Consider the following 19,643-nt stretch of genomic DNA (forward strand, 5'->3'; position numbering starts at 1 on the left):
AAATCAGCCTCCAAATGCCAGTTTAAGCAGGGCGAAGACCGAAGCGACGCCGACGACTACGGGAAAGAATGTGTTGAGGGCGAGCAGCGCCAGCCTGGTGCCTTCGCCATGCACATAGTCTTCGATGATCGCCTGCATGCCGAGCCGCATGTGGTAGAGCACCGACAACAGCACCAGCGCCAGCACCAGTGCAACGAACGGATTGGCAAGTGCGGCGCGCACCTCGAGATAGCTGGCGCCGTTGAGTGCGATCAGGAAGCCGACGAAGAACAGGACCAGGGGGATGTTGGAGATCGCCGTCAGCCGCTGGCGCCAGAAATGGCCGGTGCCCTCGCGGGCGGAACCGAGGCCGCGGACCTTGGCCAGCGGCGTGCGCATGTCGGTGTTCTTGCCGTTCATGTCAGGCTCCCCGCGCCATGTAGCCGGCGATCCAGATCAGCAGCGTCAACGTGACCGAGCCGGCAAGCGTCGCCCAGGCGATCCTCGATGCCGTATGCTTTTCCAGCCCTGCCCCAGTGTCCCAGATAAGATGGCGCACACCGCCCAGCATGTGGTGCATCAGCGCCCAGCTGTAGCCGAACAGCACCAGCCGTCCCAGCCACGAGCCGAAGGCCCAGTTGACGGCATTGAAGGTCGCCTCCGAGCTCGCCGCCGCCATCAGCCACAGCGCGACCAGCAGCGTGCCGAAATAGAGCGCCCCGCCGGTGATGCGGTGGACGATCGACATCGTCATGGTGATCGGCGGCCGATAGACGGTCAGATGCGGCGAAAGCGGCCGTTCACGTCTGGCAAATTCGCGGGTGGCTGGTGATTTGCTCATGGCTCCCCCAGTTCGGCGTCTCTGGAGCCTCAGGTGGGAATGCGGCATTACCGCTTCCGGTTGCGACTTCGGACAGCCGGTTTCTAATGCTCTTTTTGCACCGCGTCAAAGCCGGAAAACCGTTTCGAAAACGTAATTTAGTCTGATGAGAGCGAGGCTTTCAGCTTCAATCGATTAGGACTGTCGCCTTGCGCCGGTACAATGTCGCTGCACTGCAAAATATGGCTGGCGCAAGGGGCGGGTCAGCGCTTGCAGGCCAGCGGTGGTGCACCGCCCTTCATCACCAGCGCCTCACGCCCATCGATCACGATTGCGTCATGCGCCTCGCCGTAACGGCTGGTCTGATTGGCCGGTGAGGCCGGCAGCTCGGCGCTGGCGCCGTTCTGGCCGAGGACGCGCACCGACGTGCCGAGATTCTCGATGGTCATCACGCTGCCGTCGGCGCAGTTGTAAGTAGCTGTGCGCGGCTGCGGTGCCGTCGGTTCGCTAGCAGCCGGAGCAAGCGACACGGAAGCGGCGGCCGTGTTGCCGAGCTTGGGCGCGCTGGTCTGCGGCGCGCAGGCGGCTGCAGCCAGCAGCGGCGGAATGGCCAGCGCCATCCGAAACGTGCGGCGTAATCTCATTTGCTGCCTTCCCCACCGCGTATCGAGCCCGCCGCGATGCTCCGGCAAGCCACCGGATTTCATGCTTTTTGAGTCGCGCCCGATGCTGGGAATGGTGGGAACAAGGCGTGGCCGAATGATGGCCGGTGGGCGATCGGGTATTAACCATATTTTCCGAGACCTCGCCCGTGCTGCGGTTGCCCTCTTAACAAAGGTTAATAAAAGGTTAATTTCTGATTCGAGGAGGCTTGCCTCTCAGCAACTGGAGCAGCACGCCATGCATTCGAATTCAGCAGGATCGCGCCTTCCCTGGTTCCTATTGGCGGCGCTCGCCGTCGGCGTCGTCGCACCGGCATTCGCCGGGACGCGCCATCATGACCGCGTCTATGCCGATTCCTTCGGCAATCTCGTCATCGACAGCGCCGCCGGCTACAAGCGTATCCTCGTTGGCGAGGGCAAGCTGGCCAAGGAATTGTCCGACTACACCAGCGCCGGCCAGCCCGACGTGATCTACGAAAACGAATCGGACGATGTCCGCGGCGGCGACTGCTATAGGCCGCCGGTTTTCGTCAAGGGCCGCAGCTATATGTACGGCCTCTCCGACGGCGAAATGCCGGAGCTCAGCCCCTGCCGCTGACGGCCACGCCGCCCTTGGTTGACGGCGCCGGCAGGGCAACAGCCGGCCCCACCGAGACACGCACGCAATCGCGACCGCTGCCCTTCGCCTGATAGAGCGCTTTGTCGGCGCGCCGCAACAGGTCGGAAAAGCTTTCGCCCGGACCAAGCTCGGCAACGCCGAAGCTGGCGCTGCAGCGGTGATCCGCGGGCAGGCAGTCGATCGGCGTGGCACCGAAGGCGCTCCGCGTGCCCTCGGCAAAGAGCCGGGCGGCGGCTAGATTGGTCCCCGGCAGGAAAATCGCGAATTCCTCGCCGCCGATGCGGCCGGCGACATGATGGTCGGCCGCGGCATCGCGGAGAAAACCGGCAAAGGTCTCGATGACCCGATCGCCCGACGCGTGGCCGTAAGTATCGTTGATGCGCTTGAAATGGTCGAGATCGGCAATGACCAGTGCCGCTGGAACGGCGCGCCGCATGGCGTCACGCAGTGCGATCTCGGCATGGCGCTCGAAGCCCCCACGGTTGAGCAGCCGCGAAAGCGTGTCGGTTTCCGATTTCGACGTCGCCTCGGCGAGCACGTCGCGGACCAGGATAGCCAATGTCACCAGCGCAAGCGCCAGGCCGAACACGGTGCCGACCGACTGCGACACCAACGCATAGCTGGTCTGCGCATAAGATTGCGGGTTGGCGCCCCAGCCACCAAGCGCATGGGCGATGAAGGGTTTGCTGGCGAACTGCAAGGTGCTGGCCGCAAGGACAGCCATCAGCATATAGTCGAGCCGCTCGCGTCTTTGCCTGGACGACAAGACGATCGCCAGCCCGGTGAACTGCATGGCCGCATAGGGAAGCTGGTAGGCCGCCATTCGCACGAACGATTGGCGTGGCAGGTCCTGCACGAAGTAGACCGCGAGGGTGGCGAAGACCAGGAAGAACAGCATCGGCGGCCAAGGCGGCGAAACGCGGTATTTATGGGCAAGCCCGCCATTGAAGGCGACGGTAGCGCCAAGGAAGGCGGCAAAGGCGGCGACAACCACGGGGCGCGCATTGTCGAAGGCAGGAATGCTGAACTCGATCGCGAAATAAGCCGTGCCGAGCACATAGCCGAACGCCAGCCAGCGTGCCGACACCCGGCCGGCGTCATAGACCGCGATCGTCATGAAGGCCGCCGCCAGCAGCCCGGCAACGAACAGGTTGATCAGCAGGATGAAATTAGCGCTGCCCATGGCGTTTTGGCACTCCCCCGAACAGCAAATCACCAACGCGCGAAAAAGACGTTAATTCGAAGCCGTCGCTGACGCTCAGCCAGCACTGGTCCTATTGGGAAGGACGACCGTTTCAGGCCGCTGATAGGACAGGTATACGCTGTCGCGGCCACTCCTTTTGGCTTTGTAGAGCGCTTCGTCGGCGCGGCGCATCAGCGGGTCCAGCCCTTCGTCGCTGGTGCGGGCGGCCACGCCGAAGCTCGCGGTCACTCTTGTGTCGGGCGGAAGTCCGTCGATTCTGCCCGCCGAATAGACCGTGCGAATGGCTTCGGCAAACAGTCTTGCCGCGCCAAGGTCGCTGAGCGGCAACAGCACGGCGAACTCTTCGCCGCCGATACGGCCGGCAACGCCGCGCGTACCTGCAGCCCACAGAAGCTTGGCAGCGAAGTCGGCGATGACGCGATCGCCGGCCGCGTGGCCATGCTGATCGTTGAGCGCCTTGAAATGATCGAGATCGGCAAGCACCAGCGCAACCGGCAATTGCGCCGTGGCACAGTGCTGCAGGACCAGCATGGCGCGCTCCTCGAAGCCGCGGCGGTTGAGCAGGCCCGACAGCGGGTCTGTCAGGGTTTCGGTCTTCAGGGCCTTCATCACATCGAGCGCGGCGGCGCCGAACAGGCAAAGCGCAATAAGCAGCGACAGCAATGCATGCGACAGCAGAGCCGTCGTCCAGTAGGACGAGGAGTAAAGCCCTTCATAGCTGGTGAACGGCCCATGCGCGATGACGACGGCAAGCGTCCGCCCCAGGAAGTTCAGGCCGGAAAGCAGCGACAGCACGAACAGGATCATTTCCGTCGGGCCGTTGTTGCGCACCACGCGCAACTCGGCGGCGACAACCAGGCTGATGCCGCCGAAGCTGAAATTGATGGCAAGGATGCGCCAGGTGAGATCCGGCCGGGCAAAAAGAAACCACGAGAACGCGGCCAGGCCGCCGCAGGCCAGAATGCCGACCGCCGGGTAAGGCACGCGCCGCCCATAGCGCGCAATGACCGCGCCGGCGAGACAGCAGGTGGCGAAGGTGAAGCACAGGATCGAGATGAGCTTGGTCGGCGCCATGCCGACCGGCAGCGTGAAATGCTGGAGCAGGAAGCCTGCGGCCGAGGCCGAGTAGCCCGCCGCCAGCACAGCCAGATAGGGACGGTGGCGCTGATAGAACCACAGCACGAGAAATGCCGCGCCGAGTGTGAGGGCGATGCCTGGATTGAGCAGCGCTATGAGCAGGCCGGTGTCCAAGCGCTGTAATTTCCCCTCGCTTCCCTTGGAGGACCTTAGAGCGGAAGCCCAAACAAGCGGTTAAGCGAAAGCGAATATACGACAGGTGCGTCGACAAAGCCGCTGGGCGGAACCGCGAACGGCGAGCGGCGTTTCACGACGGCAACCAGGAGACGCTCCGATGGCCGACACGATCATGCTGACCGATCACGATGCAATTCGCTCATGGGCCGCGGCACGCGCCGGCTTTCCGGCGATCGTCGACGTGTCGCCCGAAGCCGGAACGCAGCCCATGCTGAGGCTGGTCTTCGGCCAGCATGCCTACCAGGACCAGGATGAGGCCGAACGCCCGGTCAATGCCGGCGGCTACGAACTGGTCGAATGGGACGAATGGTTCAAACTCTTCGACGAGCGCCAACTGGCGCTGGTCGTCGCAAAGGACCAACCCGGCCGCCGTGAGGGATTCCACGAATTCGTCAGGCGGCCCGACTGAAGAATGCCCGAACCGCATTGCGGCTCGGGCTCCTCATATCCGACTGCGCGCGCCTGCCCTATTTCCACTCGCGGATGTCGACGAAATGGCCGGCGATCGCCGCCGCCGCGGCCATTGCCGGCGACACCAGATGCGTCCGGCCCTTGAAGCCTTGGCGCCCCTCGAAATTGCGATTCGAGGTCGAGGCGCAGCGCTCATGCGGCTTCAGCCGGTCGTCGTTCATGGCAAGGCACATCGAGCAGCCCGGCTCACGCCAGTCAAAGCCGGCGGCGACAAAGATCTTGTCGAGGCCTTCGGCCTCTGCCTGTTCCTTGACCAGGCCGGAGCCCGGCACGATCATCGCACTGACCCGCGGATTGACTTGTCTGCCCTCGATCACCTTGGCGGCGGCGCGCAGATCCTCGATGCGGCCATTGGTGCAGGAGCCGATGAAGACGCGATCGAGTTCGATATCGGTGATCTTGGTGCCCGGCTTCAGGCCCATATAGTCGAGTGCGCGCTGCTTGGAGGTGCGCTTGTTCTCATCAGTGATGTCGTCCGGGTTCGGCACGATGCCTTGCACCGAGACCACGTCCTCGGGCGAGGAGCCCCAGGAGACGATCGGCGGCAGCTTTGCCGCGTCGAGCACGACCACCTTGTTGAAATGCGCGCCTTCGTCGGACTGCAGCGTCTTCCAGTAGGCGAGCGCGGCGTCCCAGGCTTCGCCCTTGGGGGCGCGCGGCTTGTCCTTGACATAGGCGAAGGTGGTCTCGTCGGGCGCGATCAGGCCGGCGCGCGCGCCGGCTTCGATCGACATGTTGCAGATCGTCATGCGGCCTTCCATCGACAGCGCACGGATTGCCTCGCCGGCATATTCGATGACATAGCCGGTGCCGCCGGCCGTGCCGATCTCGCCGATGATGGCAAGGATGATGTCCTTGGCGGTGACGCCTTCCGGCAGTGCGCCGTCGACGCGCACCAGCATGTTCTTGGCCTTGCGCTGAATCAGCGTCTGCGTCGCCAGCACATGCTCGACTTCCGAGGTGCCGATGCCATGCGCCAGCGCCCCGAACGCGCCATGCGTCGAGGTGTGGCTGTCGCCGCAGACGATGGTCATGCCGGGCAGCGTAAAGCCTTGCTCGGGACCGATGATGTGGACGATGCCCTGGCGGATATCCTTCTCGGAATAATATTCGATACCGAAATCCTTGGCGTTCTTGGCCAGCGCCTCGACCTGGATGCGGCTTTCCTCGTTCTTGATGCCGAACTTGCGCTCGGGCGAGGTCGACACATTGTGGTCGACCACGGCCAGCGTCTTTTCCGGATGCCGAACCTTGCGGCCGGTCATGCGCAGGCCTTCGAAAGCCTGCGGGCTGGTGACTTCGTGGACCAGATGGCGGTCGATATAGAGCAGGCAGGTGCCGTCGTCCTGGCGGTCGACGACATGGTCGTCGAAAATCTTGTCGTAGAGGGTGCGCGGTGCGCTCATGTGCGTAAATCCGTCGATTTAAAAAGGGAAAAGGACGCCGATCGGCCCGGCGAAGCAGCCTGGCGAGTCTGCCCTAGCGAAGTCGGCTGGTCAGAGCGCCGGAAACGCGCGCGGAAAATCGCGACGGCAGGCGTTTCCTGTCCTGCAGCACGAAACCTTTATAGGCCGGATCGCCAAAAAGCTCTTCCATGGCGCTGCTCATATCAATGTTTTGGCTTTTCAGCAATCGCGTCTGCCTTCGCAGGCGCTTCACAGCACCTTGAACACAAACGTCTTCACCAGCGCGTCGGGCTCGGCGATTGCATAGCAGCGGAACCACGGGCTCTCCTCGACCGGCCGCCATTTTTTCGCCTGCTCCAGTTCGCCAAACACGGCCTTGAACCCGCCGCTTTCAAACACCTGGTCGCGGACCGTGAAGATGGCGTGGCCGCCCGTCCTGGTGATGCGTATCAGTTCATGCAGGCCCGACGCCGGTGCGTGGCTGATGGTGAACACGCCGGTCGAGAAAAAGGCGCGGAAATACCCGTCCGCCCAAGGCAATGGCCCGCCGAGCATCGCCTGTTTCAGCTCGCTGTAGGCCTGCCGGCTGCCGGCGATTTTCAGCATGTCCTGCGACAGGTCGAGCCCGGCAATATCGTGGTAGCCGAGTGCCTTGAGCGACGGCCCCGACAGGCCGGTGCCGCAACCGGCGTCGAGCACCGGCCCTTCGCCCGGCGGCACATGGCGCGCCACCCAGGCGGTGATCAGGAACGGCAGGAGATAGCCGAGCGCCGCGGTTTCGCCGTCATAGGTCGCGGCCCATTGCGCATAGGCCTTGGCGAGCGTCTCGGGCGTGTCGGCCGTATAGACCGCTTCCAGCGCCGCATTGGCCTTGTCGATGATCATGGGTCCTCCCCGGTCGCGTCCGCTCGATGGTAGCGCCGTTTTCGCCTGCCTTCTATTCCCCATGCTGGTGGCGCAGCCGCTTCTCCAGCGCCCGCAAGGCCAACGACAGGCCGACGGTCAGGATGAGATAGATATAGGCGACGATCGAATAGGTTTCGAAGAAGCGGAACGAGCCGGCGGCGTAGATCTTGCCCATCTGGGTGATGTCGGCGACGCCGAGCACCGAGACCAGCGAGGAATCCTTGACCATGGCGACGAAATCATTGCCGAGCGGCGGCAGGATAGTGCGGATCGCCTGCGGAAAGATGACCAGCCGGAAGCGCTGGGTGCGCGTCAGCCCGAGCGCCTTGGCCGCTTCGATCTGCCCCTTCTCGACCGCCTGGATACCGGCGCGGAACACCTCCGAGATGAAGGCCGAATAGCCGATGGTCAGCGCCATGACGGCGCGCCAAAGCAACGACACGTCGCGTACCAGCAGCTCACCGAAGAGGCCGGCGCTTTGCAGCGGCGCCATCAGCGCGTTCCATGCCGCGACGAAGGCCGGCGCGCCGGCAAAGGCGATCCAGAACAACAGCACCAGCATCGGCACGCCGCGGATGATCTCGACGTACAAGCGGGCGATCTGGCTGAGCCAGCGTGAGCCCGACAGGCCCATCAGCGCGACGCCGAGGCCGATCGCGCAAGCCAGCGCGAAGGCGACCACCGTGACGAAGATGGTGACGCCGATGCCCTTGGCGACGGTTGCGAAGACCTGGGCATAGACGTCGCTGGCAGCGATGAAGATGGCGGCGGCCAAGGCGATCGCCACGGCCACGGCAAGCCACCACGGGAAGTCGGATTTGGCTGAGGCGAGAGGCGCCGACGGCATCAAGCGGTACCGATAACAGAGTCACGAAGGCAGCGTTCTGTCACACCCCCCTCTGGCCTGCCGGCCATCTCCCCCTCAAGGGGGGAGATCGGCAGCTTTGACCTCGCGGCCCGTTCTGCAACACTGAAAATTGGCGAAAGCCGATGCGAAATCCGATCTCCCCCCTTGAGGGGGAGATGTCCGGCAGGACAGAGGGGGGTGTACGAGCGCAGAGTCAGCGCGAGTTCCCGCGCACAATCGTCATGAAATGCGCGCAACAAGCGGGCCTACTGCCCCATCTTGTAATCAAGGAACCACTTCTTGTTGAGCGCGTCGAGCGTACCGTCGGCCTTGAGCGCGGCGATTGCCGCGTTGACCGGCTTCACCAGGTCGGAGCCCTTGGGGAAGATGAAGCCGAAATCCTCGGTGCCGAGTGGGCCGCCGATCAGCTTAAGGCCGCCATTGGACGCATCGACATAGCCCTTGCCGGCAGTGCCGTCGGTGAGCACGACGTCGACGTCGCCGGCCTTCAGCGCCTGCACCGTCGCGCCGAATGTCTCGAACAGCTTGATGCGCGGGTTCTGCTCGTTGCCGTCGAGCACGCTGTAGACGGCGGTGTAGAAGGGCGTGGTGCCGGCCTGCGCGCCGATCAGCCCGTCCTTGAAGGCGGCGAACGTCTTTGCATCGGTGAAGCGCTTCTCGTCGCCGCGCACCAGCATGAACTGTTCCGAGCGCATATACGGATCGGAGAAATCGACCTTCTGCTTGCGGTCGTCCTTGATGGTGATGCCGGTCATGCCGATGTTGTACTGATTGTCGGAAACCGCCTGGATCATCGCGTCCCAGGAGGTATTCTGGTACTCGACCTTGAAATTCAGCCGTTTGGCGATCTCGTTCATCGCGTCATATTCCCAACCGATCTGCTTGCCGGTCTTGGCATCGATGAACTGCAGCGGCGGATAGGCGTTTTCGGTCACCACCACCACTTTCTTGCCCCCGAGGTCGGGCAGCGCCTGCGCCAGAGCCGCGACAGGCACGAGAAGGCAAGCCAGCAGGCCGGCCAGCAGCAGTTTCGAATTGATCATGACGATGCTCCCCAGGAACTGAACCGCCTCGATCGGCCGAGGCATGCAGGAAATCCGGCGCCGACTTTAGCTTTCCGCCGGCGCCTTGCAAGCCGCTCCGATGCGGCGTTCGGCACGAAAATGGATTTCAATGCTTTCAACGGCGGCATTACGGAACGATCCGTATCGATTGCGGCCGATGCAGCCCGGCAAAATAGAATCCGCCTCGCGAAACAAAAAGGCGGCCGAAGCCGCCTTTCCGAAAATACGTTCTTGAAGAGCCTTATTCGGCGGCAGCTGCTTCCGCGGCCTTGGCGGCCTCGTCGGCGGCCTTTTTCTCGGCGGCGTCCTGCGCGGCCTTCTCGGCGGCCAGCGCCTGGGCGGCGGCCACTTTCTCGGCCTCGATGCGCGCCTTCTCGGCGTTCAGCGCATCGCGCTCTTCGTCGTTCAGCTTGCGGGCGCGCACGCCGGTGTTTTCCGAAATGCGGGCCGATTTGCCGCGACGGTCACGCAAATAGTACAGCTTGGCGCGACGCACCTTGCCGCGGCGCACGATCTCGACGCCTTCGACCATCGGTGAATAGACCGGGAACACCCGCTCCACGCCTTCGCCGTAGGAGATCTTGCGGACGGTGAAGTTTTCCTGGAAGCCGGCGCCGGCGCGGGCGATGACGACGCCCTCATAGGCCTGGACGCGGGTGCGGGTGCCTTCGGTCACACGGACCTGGACGCGCACGGTATCGCCGGGCTGGAATTCGGGGAGCTTGCGCTTGGCTTCGATCTTGGCGGCCTGCTCGGCCTCGAGCTGACGGAGGATGTCCATCTCAATAATCCACTTCTTGTTCTTCCGACAGTCAGAGCGTCCGACACTCGCCTTGCAGTCGCATCGACCGCTCGGCTATGCCCTTCGTTCGAGAACTTCTGTTCGAGAACATCGGGCAGGGGCGACTACACCGTCATTGTTGACGGGCCAGAAGATCGCTCTTGGCATATTTTCTTCCGGTTCGGCGCGCACATACAGCTATTTCGGCGCTTTGTCACGCCTTCGCTGTTTCTTTTTTGGCGCTGTTTCTTTTTGGCTGAGGCCGCTGTGGCAATCCCGTGATCGCTTGTGGTCCAGGGGGTTGCGCCCGCGCGTCAAGCTTCCTAAGCCGGAAGATAAGCATTTTCCTCCAGCGACGACACCCTCATGCCAATCTTGGACGCGGTCCTGCTCTTTCTCGCCGGCTTTCTATCAGGCGCGGTCAATGCCGTTGCCGGCGGCGGCACGTTCATAACCTTTGGCGCCATGACCCTGGCCGGCCTGCCGCCGATCGTCGCCAATGCGACATCGTCGGTGACGCAATTTCCTGGCTACATCACCTCGACGCTCGCCTATTGGCACGACATCAAGCATTTCTGGCGTGGCGCACTGCTGCTCAGCCTCATTTCGGCTCTCGGTGCGCTGTCTGGCGCGCTCATCCTTCTAGGGCTCGACAACCCGTCGTTCCGCGCCTTGGTGCCGTGGCTGCTGCTGGCGGCAACCGCATTGTTCGCTGCCGGGCCATGGCTGAAGCCGGCGCCCAAGCCGGGGCATGAGGCCGCGGTAGGTTCGCTGGTCGGGTCGCTGGCGCAGTTCGCCACCGCCGTCTATGGCGGCTTCTTCGGCGCCGGCATGGGCGTCATGATGCTGGCGACGCTCGGTCTCACCCAGTCCGGCGACTATCACCGGCTGAACGCACTGAAGAACATGCTGGCCGTAGTCATCGCTGCGGTTGCCATCCTCGTCTTCGTCTCGGGCGGCGTCATTGCCTGGCTGCAGGCGATCATCATGATCCCGGGTGGCGCGCTGGGCGGCTATGCCGGCGTCTGGATCGCCAGGCGCGTGCCGCAGAACGCGGTGCGCGGCTTCGTCATCGCCGTCGGCCTGTTCCTGGCTTTCTACTATTTCGATAAGGGCTGAGCGGCTGAAAGATCCGGTCGTCGCTCCTTCGTCAGCCTCTCCGCTTCGGCCCGCCGCCACGCCGCGATCTTCCTGTGATTGCCCGAAATCAGCACTTCGGGGATCGGCCGCCCCTCGAATTCCTGCGGCCGTGTGTAATGCGGATGTTCGAGCAGGCCGTTTTCAAAGCTCTCTTCCTCGCCCGATACCGCATTGCCCATGACGCCGGGCAGCAGGCGCACCACGGCGTCGAGCAGCACGAGTGCCGCCGGCTCGCCGCCGGACAGGATGAAGTCGCCGATCGAAACTTCTTCGAGGCCGCGCGCCTCAATGACCCGCTGGTCGACGCCTTCGAAGCGGCCGCAGACGATCACGGCACCCGGCCCAGCGGCGAGTTCGCGCACGCGTGCCTGGTTCAGCGGCTTGCCGCGCGGGCTCATCAGCAGGCGCGGACGTGGATCGGCTGCCGGCGAGGCATGGTCAATGGCGCTGGCCAGCACGTCTGCCCGCATCACCATGCCGGCGCCGCCGCCGGCCGGCGTGTCATCGACGGTACGGTGACGATCGCTGGCAAAGTCGCGGATCTGGATCGTTTCGAGCGACCAAATGCCGGTCTCGAGGGCGCGGCCGGCCAGCGACAGGCCAAGCGCGCCGGGAAACATCTCGGGATAGAGCGTCAGCACCGAAGCCGAAAAACTCACCGGTTGCCTCCGGCGTCCCTCGGCCCGCGCGGCCTGCCCCTGGGGTCGAAACCGTCGTCAGCGGGAGGCTCGCCGTCCTCATCCTCGACCAAACCTGCGGCGGCTGGATCAACGCGGACAAAGCCGCCGGCGATCGACACTTCCGGAACGGCGGCCTGAGTGAACGGGATGAGCACGCTCTTGCGCCCCGCCAGCGTCACGTCGAGAATGTCGCCGCCGCCGAAATTGTGCACGGCGACGACCTTGCCGACGACCGCACCGGTGTCGTCCTTGACCTCCAGTCCGACGAGGTCGGCATGGTAGAATTCATCCTCTTCGCCCTCATCGGGCAACACCGAACGATCGACGAACAATTCGGTGCCGGCCAGCGCCTCGGCGGCATTGCGGTCGTTGACGCCTTTGAAGCGCACCACCACCACGGTGTTGGCGGGCCTGATGTCAACGATCTGGAAGGCGCGGCCGTCCCTGGCGTAGAGGGGACCGTAATCGGCCAGCGCCAGCGGGTCGCCGGTAAAGCTCTTGACGCGCAATTCGCCCTTGATGCCGTGCGCGGCACCGATCACGGCCATCTGGACGGGGTTTTGCGGCTTGCTCATCTGCGGAAAATCCTTTGCTTTGCTCTAACCCCAGCCCGTCGTCATTTCAATGACGCCGCTCTTCACCGCTTCCTAACCCGCGTGCCGGAAGATGGCGGGAACTGGAAGAGTGCAATGCAGGAATTCCTCATATCGGCAAAACCCGACCTGCAGGCGGCGCGCGAGGCCTGGCTGAAGATGCTGGCGCGCGAACGCCGGCTATCGCCCGAAACCGTCGAGGCTTATGAGCGCGACACACGCCAGTTCCTGCATTTCCTGACCGGCCATTGCGGCGGCTCGCCCGGCATTTCCGACATCGCCGATCTGCGCCCCGCCGATTTGCGCGGCTTTCTCGCTGCCCGCCGTGCCGAGGGCGCCGGCGCCCGTACGCTCGGGCGCGGGCTGGCCGGCATCCGCTCGCTGTTGCGTTTCCTGGAAAGGCGCGGCCTCGCCAATGCGGCAGGTGCGACAGCCTTGCGCGCGCCGCGGCAGCCGAAATCGCTGCCCAAGCCGCTGACCGCAAGCGATGCAAAACACGTCGTCTCGGTGGAAGGCCAACTGGCGGAGGAGCCGTGGATTGCCGCGCGCAACGCCGCCGTGCTGACCCTGCTCTATGGGTCCGGTTTGCGGATTTCCGAGGCGCTCGGCCTGTCGAGCGCCGATCTTTCCTCACCTGGTGATACCGTGCTGCGCGTCACCGGCAAGGGTGGCAAGACCCGGCTGGTGCCGGTGCTGCCGGTGGCGCTGCGGGCGATTGCCGAATACCGCCGCCTCTGCCCTTGGCATCTCGATCCCAAGGGCCTGCTGTTTCGCGGTGCCCGCGGCGGCCCACTCAACCCGGCAATCGTCCAGCGCGACATGGCCAAGCTGCGCTCGGCGCTCAACCTGCCCGACACGGCGACGCCGCATGCGCTGCGCCATTCCTTCGCCACGCATCTGCTAGGGCGCGGCGGCGACCTGCGCACCATCCAGGAGTTGCTCGGCCACGCCAGCCTGTCGACAACCCAGATATACACCGGCGTCGACACCGCCAGGCTGCTCGAGATTTACGAAGCAGCTCATCCTCGTGCGTGATCGATGCATGTGTCGGTGGCCATCTCGCAACAATTTTGATGCGCCGGTTAACCGTTTTGCCGCTTTTTGCGCCTAGAACCGCAGCATGAAACGCCTCATCGCCATCGCCGACCGCGCGACCCATGTGTCGCTGAAGCTGCTCGTCGCGCTGAACGCCCTGTTTTTCCTCTCTTTCCTCATCGTCGCGCTGCTCGCGGCGGGCAAGGCACGCGCCGAGACTTCGGCCTGCACCGGTAGCGATATGCTGAGCGCGCTGCAAAAGGACGACCCGGCTGCCTACCGCAAGATCGAGGCGGAGGCGGCAGCGACGCCGAACGGCAAGGGCCTGCTGTGGAAGCTCGAAAAATCGGGCGAAAAACCGTCCTTCCTGTTCGGCACCATGCACGTTACCGACCCGCGCGTCACCACGCTGCCACCCGCCGCGCAGAAGGCATTCGATGCGGCTGGCACCGTCATCATCGAGACCACCGAAGTGCTCGACAAGCAGAAGATGATGGCAGCAATGCTGAAAGAGCCGGATCTGATGATGTTCACCGACAAGACGACGCTTTCGTCGCTGCTGTCGCCGGAGGATGCGGCGGTGGTCAACAAGGCGCTCGATGCGCGTGGCGCCCGCCAGCGACCGTCGCCAAGATGAAACCCTGGTTGCTGTCGGCGATGGTGGCGCTACCTGCATGCGAAGTAGCCCGCCAGGCTGGCGGTGCGCCGGTGCTCGACGTCAAGCTTGCCAAGGACGCCGAGGCTTCGGGCAAATCGGTTGAGGGGCTGGAGACAATCGCCGACCAGCTGCGCGCCATGGCTTCGCTGCCGATCGCCTTTCACCTGAAGGGGCTGGTCGATACGCTGAAGCTTGGCGACAAGGTGAACGACGTCAACGAAACCATGATCGTGCTTTACCGGCGTGGCGACACTGGCATGTATGTACCGCTGTTTCGGGCTGTCGTCCCCGAACAGGTCGACGACCAATCGGGTTACGCCGAATTCGAGCAGACCATGATCACCAGCCGCAACAAGGTGATGGTCGATCGTGCAGCGCCGATCCTCGCCCACGGCAATGTCTTCATGGCGGTCGGCGCCATGCACCTTCCCGGAGCGCAAGGCTTGGTCGAGGGTTTCCGCAAGACCGGCTATACGGTGACCGCCGTCAACTGAACGACACGGCGGAGTTGCACACCGAATCATTGCCGAGGCGGGATCAGCCCTTACGCGTGGCGCGCCGGCGGATCAGCCGCGCTTCGTGCCAAGAAACCGAAAAAGGTTCGGTTTGGCTCGATCGAACCCATTTTGCGGTGGAAATGCATGCCTGCGAGCGATTCCGGATCAGAATTGCCCTGTTTTCGGCGTTTTCAACGCCTAATGTGAAACCGATTCAACGATTGTACGTTGATGGCTATTACTTGATGTTTTTCATCCACGGAGGACACTTTTATGGCGAACACACCCAATCCGAACGACCCATTCACCTCGCCGGGCTCCGCACGGCCAAGCGGCGGCGGCAGCGGCTGGCTGATTGCCCTGGTCGTCGTTATCCTGGCAATTGTCGCCTATTATGTTTTTGGAAGACGTAGCGAGGCACCTGCGCCTGCCGAACCGCCCGCAGCCAGCACACCAGCTCCCGCCCCAGCGCCGGCCGAGCCGATGAAACCAGCCGAACCGGCTCCTGCGCCAGCTCCGGCAACACCCGCTCCGGCTCCGGCCCCGGCAACACCGGCTCCGGCCCCTGCGCCAGCCCCGGCACCAGCACCAGCGCCGGCACCGGCTCAGTAATCAGACTGCTGATTTAATATATGAACGGTCCGCTGAAAGGCGGGCCGTTTTTTTGGGGAGCAGCCGTCGATGCTCTGAGCTGCGATTAGCCATGGGCCAACTTCATCTTCGTCATCCAGCGAGGAGCAGGAGCGAAGCGACATCGCGGAGACCCTGGAATCCATCTGCGGTTGAGAATGGAAGCCGTCTGGTGATCCTTCGCGCCCCTCTCTGTCCTGCCGGACATCTCCCCACTTGGGGCCACTTGGGGGAGATTGGCTATTTCGCCAATCGCCACCGTCGCCTGCGATTCAACCGCTCAGATATGGATCGGCTTGAAGAACGTCGCCAATGCCGCCTCCTTTACCGCTTCCGACATTGTCGGATGGGCGTGACAGGTGCGGGCTAGGTCTTCCGACGAGCCGCCAAATTCCATCAGCACGGCCGCCTCGTGGATCATCTCGCCGGCGCCGAAGCCGACGATGTGGACGCCGAGTACACGGTCGCTGGCCTTGTCGGCCAGGATTTTCACAAAGCCGTCGGTGTGCAGCATGGCGCGCGCGCGGCCATTGGCGCTGAACGGGAATTTTCCGGCCTTGTAGTCGATGCCGGCCTTCTTCAATTCTTCTTCGGTCTTGCCGATCGTGGCGATTTCCGGCGTGGTGTAGACGACGCTCGGAATCACGTCATAGTTCACATGACCGGCCTGGCCGGCGATGGTCTCGGCCACCGCCACGCCCTCGTCTTCGGCCTTGTGGGCAAGCATCGGCCCGGCGATGACATCGCCGATGGCGTAGATGCCGGGCACGTTGGTCCTGAGATGGCCGTCGGTCTTGACCCGGCCGCGCTCGTCGACGTCGACGCCTGCCTCCTTCAGCCCGAGAGCGTCCGAATAGGCCCGTCGTCCCGTCGCAATCAGCACCGCGTCCGCCTCGATCGTCTCGGCTGCTCCGCCCTTGACCGGCTCGAAGGTAACCGTCGCCCCCTTCTTGGCCTTGGCGACGCCGGTCACCTTGGCGCCCAGCCTGAATTCAAAGCCCTGCTTCGACAGCAGGCGCTGGAACTGCTTGGAGACCTCGCCATCCATGCCGCCCAGGATGGTGTCGAGGAACTCGACCACGGTGACCTTGGCGCCGAGCCGCGCCCATACCGAGCCGAGCTCCAGACCGATGACACCACCGCCGACCACCACCAGATGGCCCGGCACCTTGTCCAGCGACAGCGCGCCGGTCGACGAGACGATCACCTTCTCATCGAAATCGACCTTGACGCCGGGAATGCCGGCGACGTCGGAGCCGGTGGCGATGACGATGTTCTTGGTCTCGATCTCCTCGACCTTGCCGTCATCGGAGGTCACCGACACCTTGCCGGCCGCAACCACCTTGCCGATGCCACGAAAACTGTCGATCTTGTTCTTCTTGAACAGGAAGGCGACGCCATTGACGTTGGCCGTCACCGTCGCATCCTTGTGTGCCATCATCTTCCCAAGGTTGAGCTTGGGCGCGCCGATCTCGACGCCGAGCGCCTCGAAGGAATGGCCGGCCTCGGCAAACATCTCGGACGCATGCAGCAGCGCCTTTGACGGGATGCAGCCGATGTTGAGGCAGGTACCGCCGAAGGTCGGGTTCTTTTCGACCACCGCCGTCTTCAGACCGAGCTGCGCCGCCTTGATGGCGCAGACATAGCCGCCTGGTCCCGATCCGATGATAACGACGTCATAGGCCATGATACTGTCCCTTTTGCTTTAGCGGCCGCCGCCGATTTCCAGATTGGCGCCGGTTGTGTAGGACGCCTCGTCCGACAGCAGCCAGAGAATTGCGGCTGCGACTTCCTCGGCGGTGCCGACGCGCTGCATAGGCACCACCTTGCGCATTCTCTCGGCCCGATCCGGCTGACCGCCGGAGGCATGAATTTCGGTGTCGATGATGCCCGGGCTGACCGCGTTGACACGAATGCCTTCGCCGGCCACTTCGCGGGCAAGCCCGACGGTGAAGGAATCGACCGCGCCCTTGGAGGCGGCGTAGTCGACATATTGACCCGGCCCGCCAAGCCTTGCCGCGATCGAAGAAACGTTGGCGATGGCACCGCCCTTGCCGCCATGCCTGGTCGACATCCGCTTCACCGCCTCGCGGGCGCAAAGCATCGGCGCGATCACATTGATGCGCATCATGCGCTCCAGCCTCGCAGCGCTCAGCTCGTCGACGCGCGCGCTCTGGTCGACCACGCCGGCATTGTTGACGAGCGCGTCGAGCCGACCGAAACGGGCATCGACAGCCTCGAACATGGCCAACACGTCCGTCTCGCTGCCGACATCGCCCTTGACCGCAAAGGCTTCTCCGCCAGCAGCCTCGATGTCGGCGACCACCGTTTCGGCGGCTTTTGCATTCGACATGTAATTGACCGCAATACGATAGCCGGCCCTGGCGGCAAGCCTGCATGTAGCGGCGCCGATGCCGCGGCTGCCGCCGGTCACCAGCAGGATCTTTCCGCTCGCGCTCATTCCTGACATCCTTTCAGGGCAAAGACGTCCCAGGGCACCTTGGAAAAGCCGTTGGCGCCGTAGGCCGCCGACATCTGCAACGACGCTCCCAGATCGGGCAGGATCAGCTTCTTCGGCGCATCCTTTCCTTCGCCCGGCAGCAACGCGACATTGCCCTGGTCGTCGGCAGTGTAGATGACGCCCTCCCACACGGTGCAGGCGGCGAGCTCGTCGCCGGTGACGTCGCCGGCCGGGCATTTGTACATCAGCGAGCCATGCGGCCGCGCCGCGCTCTCGGTCCACATGACGATGCCGTCGAGCACGACGCCCTTGTCGAGCACCATCTTGAAGCTGTTGGTGACGGCGGTCGACTCGCCGGTCGGCCTGAAATCGATCTCGGCGGCGTTTTCAGGATCGCCATAGACGGCGAGCTCGAGCGGGCAGGCGGCGAGGGCCGCGGAGACCGTCTGAACGCCGAGTGCGCAGATTGTGACAAACAAACCGGACCGGAAACGAGACGAACTCATCCGGCGGCGCAGATCCATGCTCCGGCTCACGTCGGCCGCCCCTAGAGGTCGAGCACCAGCCGCTCAGGATCCTCCAGGCTTTCCTTGACGCGGACCAGGAAGGTCACCGCTTCCTTGCCGTCGACGATGCGGTGGTCGTAGGACAGCGCCAGATACATCATCGGCCGGATCACGATCTGGCCGCCGACCACCACCGGCCGCTCCTGGATCTTGTGCATGCCCAAAATGCCCGACTGCGGCGCATTGAGGATCGGCGTCGACATCAGCGACCCGTAAACGCCACCGTTGGAAATCGTGAACGTGCCGCCTTGCATATCGGCGACCGACAGCTTGCCGTCGCGCGCCGCAAGCCCCAGCCTGCCGATGTCCTTCTCGATTTCGGCGATCGACATCTGGTCGGCATTGCGCACAACCGGCACGACAAGGCCTTTCTCGGTACCGACGGCAACGCCGATATGAGCGTAGTTCTTGAAGATGATATCGGTGCCGTCGATCTCGGCATTGACCGACGGGATCTCCTTCAGCGCATGGGTGACGGCCTTGGTGAAGAAGCCCATGAAGCCGAGCTTCACGCCGTGCTTCTTCTCGAACACGTCCTTGTATTTGCCCCTCAGCGCCATCACCGCGCTCATGTCGACCTCGTTGAATGTGGTCAGCATGGCGGCGGTCGATTGCGCTTCCTTGAGGCGGCGCGCGATCGTCTGGCGCAGCTTGGTCATGCGCACGCGCTCCTCGCGCGACGCATCGTCGGCCGGGGACGGCGCGCGCGCGGCAACGGGTGCCGGTACAGGCGCTGCCTTCGGCATTTCGGCCGGCTGCGACGGCGCGCCCCTGGCGATAAGGTCGAGCACATCGCCTTTCAGCACCTGGCCGCGCTTACCCGAGCCCGATACCTGGTCGACCGCGAGATTGTGCTCGGCCAGCAGCTTTGCCGCCGACGGCGCCGGCGGCATTGTGCGCGTCTCGATCGCGCCGGCGTCGCCGGCGATCTTGGCCGTCTCGGCAGCGGCCTGCTTGACGCTCGAGGCTGCGGTGGGAGCCGAAGCCTGCGATACCGCATCCTGTTTGTCCGCCGGAGCGGCGGCGGCATTGGCTGCCGCGCCGGCGCCCGCCGAAATCGTGCCGAGCAGTGCGCCGACGCCGACCGTCTCGCCTTCCTTGACGGCGATCTCGGCGAGCGTGCCCGCGGCGGCGGCCGGCACTTCCACCGTCACCTTGTCGGTTTCGAGTTCGACCAGCGGCTCATCGGCGGCGATCGCGTCGCCGACCTTCTTGAACCATTTGCCGATGGTCGCCTCGGTGACGGATTCACCAAGTGTCGGGACGCGGATTTCGGTTGCCATTGTGCC

20 protein-coding genes and 1 pseudogene are annotated in these 19,643 nt (G+C 64.0%); 5 read left to right on the plus strand and 16 right to left on the minus strand.

The features are described from left to right. Nucleotides 1-3 precede the first annotated feature (3 nt). The 3 genes from sdhD to NKH67_RS17740 form a co-directional block, all read right to left on the minus strand. A complete protein-coding gene (gene sdhD, locus NKH67_RS17730; protein WP_292663226.1) occupies nt 4-399 on the minus strand; it encodes a succinate dehydrogenase, hydrophobic membrane anchor protein in 396 nt (131 codons plus the stop codon). 1 nt (nt 400) lies between these two features. Then, entirely contained in the window at nt 401-820 is a 420-nt protein-coding gene (gene sdhC, locus NKH67_RS17735) for a succinate dehydrogenase, cytochrome b556 subunit (RefSeq protein WP_292663224.1), read from the minus strand. 242 nt (nt 821-1,062) lie between these two features. Continuing rightward, nucleotides 1,063-1,443: a hypothetical protein gene (locus NKH67_RS17740; RefSeq protein ID WP_352470792.1), complete on the minus strand. Its 381-nt coding sequence runs from the start codon at nt 1,441-1,443 to the stop codon at nt 1,063-1,065. Between the two features lie 256 nt (nt 1,444-1,699). On the opposite strand from NKH67_RS17740, the gene NKH67_RS17745 reads away from it, so the two are divergent. Further along, nucleotides 1,700-2,059 (plus strand): hypothetical protein, encoded by a 360-nt coding sequence (locus NKH67_RS17745; RefSeq protein WP_352450158.1) that lies wholly within the window; start codon nt 1,700-1,702, stop codon nt 2,057-2,059. Here the strand turns inward: NKH67_RS17745 and NKH67_RS17750 are convergent. Both NKH67_RS17750 and NKH67_RS17755 read right to left on the minus strand, forming a co-directional pair. Continuing rightward, nucleotides 2,043-3,263, minus strand: a complete 1,221-nt coding sequence (locus NKH67_RS17750; RefSeq protein WP_352470793.1) for a GGDEF domain-containing protein — start codon at nt 3,261-3,263, stop codon at nt 2,043-2,045. The genes NKH67_RS17745 and NKH67_RS17750 overlap by 17 nt on opposite strands. 75 nt (nt 3,264-3,338) lie before the next feature. Then, complete coding sequence (locus tag NKH67_RS17755; protein ID WP_352500809.1) at nt 3,339-4,535, minus strand: GGDEF domain-containing protein; 1,197 nt, start codon at nt 4,533-4,535, stop codon at nt 3,339-3,341. A gap of 160 nt (nt 4,536-4,695) precedes the next feature. Between NKH67_RS17755 and NKH67_RS17760 the strand changes: the two genes are divergently transcribed. Further along, nucleotides 4,696-5,007: a hypothetical protein gene (locus NKH67_RS17760; RefSeq protein ID WP_023679773.1), complete on the plus strand. Its 312-nt coding sequence runs from the start codon at nt 4,696-4,698 to the stop codon at nt 5,005-5,007. A 58-nt stretch (nt 5,008-5,065) separates the two neighbouring features. On the opposite strand, the gene leuC is transcribed toward NKH67_RS17760, so the two are convergent. The 5 genes from leuC to rplS all read right to left on the minus strand — a co-directional run bounded on the left by leuC (nt 5,066) and on the right by rplS (nt 10,094). Further along, nucleotides 5,066-6,475 (minus strand): 3-isopropylmalate dehydratase large subunit, encoded by a 1,410-nt coding sequence (gene leuC / locus NKH67_RS17765; RefSeq protein ID WP_352470795.1) that lies wholly within the window; start codon nt 6,473-6,475, stop codon nt 5,066-5,068. A gap of 249 nt (nt 6,476-6,724) precedes the next feature. Then, nucleotides 6,725-7,360, minus strand: coding sequence for a class I SAM-dependent DNA methyltransferase (locus NKH67_RS17770; RefSeq protein WP_352470796.1), 636 nt, complete (start codon nt 7,358-7,360; stop codon nt 6,725-6,727). Between the two features lie 52 nt (nt 7,361-7,412). Then, nucleotides 7,413-8,228 (minus strand): amino acid ABC transporter permease, encoded by an 816-nt coding sequence (locus NKH67_RS17775; protein WP_352470797.1) that lies wholly within the window; start codon nt 8,226-8,228, stop codon nt 7,413-7,415. 266 nt (nt 8,229-8,494) lie between these two features. Next, nucleotides 8,495-9,292 carry a transporter substrate-binding domain-containing protein gene (locus NKH67_RS17780; protein WP_031212709.1) on the minus strand — a complete coding sequence of 266 codons (798 nt, stop codon included), beginning with the start codon at nt 9,290-9,292 and terminating at the stop codon, nt 8,495-8,497. A gap of 262 nt (nt 9,293-9,554) precedes the next feature. Continuing rightward, a complete protein-coding gene (gene rplS / locus NKH67_RS17785; protein ID WP_254817835.1) occupies nt 9,555-10,094 on the minus strand; it encodes a 50S ribosomal protein L19 in 540 nt (179 codons plus the stop codon). 366 nt (nt 10,095-10,460) lie between these two features. Between rplS and NKH67_RS17790 the strand changes: the two genes are divergently transcribed. Further along, nucleotides 10,461-11,213 carry a sulfite exporter TauE/SafE family protein gene (locus NKH67_RS17790; protein WP_352500810.1) on the plus strand — a complete coding sequence of 251 codons (753 nt, stop codon included), beginning with the start codon at nt 10,461-10,463 and terminating at the stop codon, nt 11,211-11,213. Here NKH67_RS17790 and trmD read toward each other — a convergent pair. Together trmD and rimM are read right to left on the minus strand one after the other, a co-directional pair. Then, nucleotides 11,195-11,893, minus strand: a complete 699-nt coding sequence (gene trmD / locus NKH67_RS17795) for a tRNA (guanosine(37)-N1)-methyltransferase TrmD (RefSeq protein ID WP_352470799.1) — start codon at nt 11,891-11,893, stop codon at nt 11,195-11,197. The genes NKH67_RS17790 and trmD overlap by 19 nt on opposite strands. Continuing rightward, nucleotides 11,890-12,489, minus strand: coding sequence for a ribosome maturation factor RimM (gene rimM, locus NKH67_RS17800; protein ID WP_352470800.1), 600 nt, complete (start codon nt 12,487-12,489; stop codon nt 11,890-11,892). Before rimM ends, trmD begins: the two co-directional genes overlap by 4 nt. A 114-nt stretch (nt 12,490-12,603) precedes the next feature. On the opposite strand from rimM, the gene NKH67_RS17805 reads away from it, so the two are divergent. Both NKH67_RS17805 and NKH67_RS17810 read left to right on the plus strand, forming a co-directional pair. Continuing rightward, nucleotides 12,604-13,542, plus strand: a complete 939-nt coding sequence (locus NKH67_RS17805; protein WP_352470801.1) for a tyrosine recombinase XerC — start codon at nt 12,604-12,606, stop codon at nt 13,540-13,542. Nucleotides 13,543-13,627: 85 nt separating this feature from the next. Next, a pseudogene (locus NKH67_RS17810) lies at nt 13,628-14,694 on the plus strand (TraB/GumN family protein). Between the two features lie 913 nt (nt 14,695-15,607). Here NKH67_RS17810 and lpdA read toward each other — a convergent pair. The 4 genes from lpdA to odhB are packed head-to-tail and all read right to left on the minus strand — an operon-like array spanning nt 15,608 to nt 19,637. Then, nucleotides 15,608-17,014: a dihydrolipoyl dehydrogenase gene (lpdA, locus tag NKH67_RS17815; protein WP_352470802.1), complete on the minus strand. Its 1,407-nt coding sequence runs from the start codon at nt 17,012-17,014 to the stop codon at nt 15,608-15,610. An 18-nt stretch (nt 17,015-17,032) separates the two neighbouring features. Further along, complete coding sequence (locus NKH67_RS17820) at nt 17,033-17,788, minus strand: SDR family oxidoreductase (protein WP_352470803.1); 756 nt, start codon at nt 17,786-17,788, stop codon at nt 17,033-17,035. Further along, nucleotides 17,785-18,294 (minus strand): hypothetical protein, encoded by a 510-nt coding sequence (locus tag NKH67_RS17825; protein WP_352470804.1) that lies wholly within the window; start codon nt 18,292-18,294, stop codon nt 17,785-17,787. The genes NKH67_RS17820 and NKH67_RS17825 overlap by 4 nt, the downstream gene beginning before the upstream one ends. Before the next feature lie 41 nt (nt 18,295-18,335). Then, nucleotides 18,336-19,637 (minus strand): 2-oxoglutarate dehydrogenase complex dihydrolipoyllysine-residue succinyltransferase, encoded by a 1,302-nt coding sequence (gene odhB / locus NKH67_RS17830; RefSeq protein WP_352470805.1) that lies wholly within the window; start codon nt 19,635-19,637, stop codon nt 18,336-18,338. Nucleotides 19,638-19,643: the final 6 nt, after the last annotated feature.

The sequence above is a fragment of the Mesorhizobium sp. M0968 genome (assembly GCF_040319065.1).
GTDB lineage: Bacteria > Pseudomonadota > Alphaproteobacteria > Rhizobiales > Rhizobiaceae > Mesorhizobium.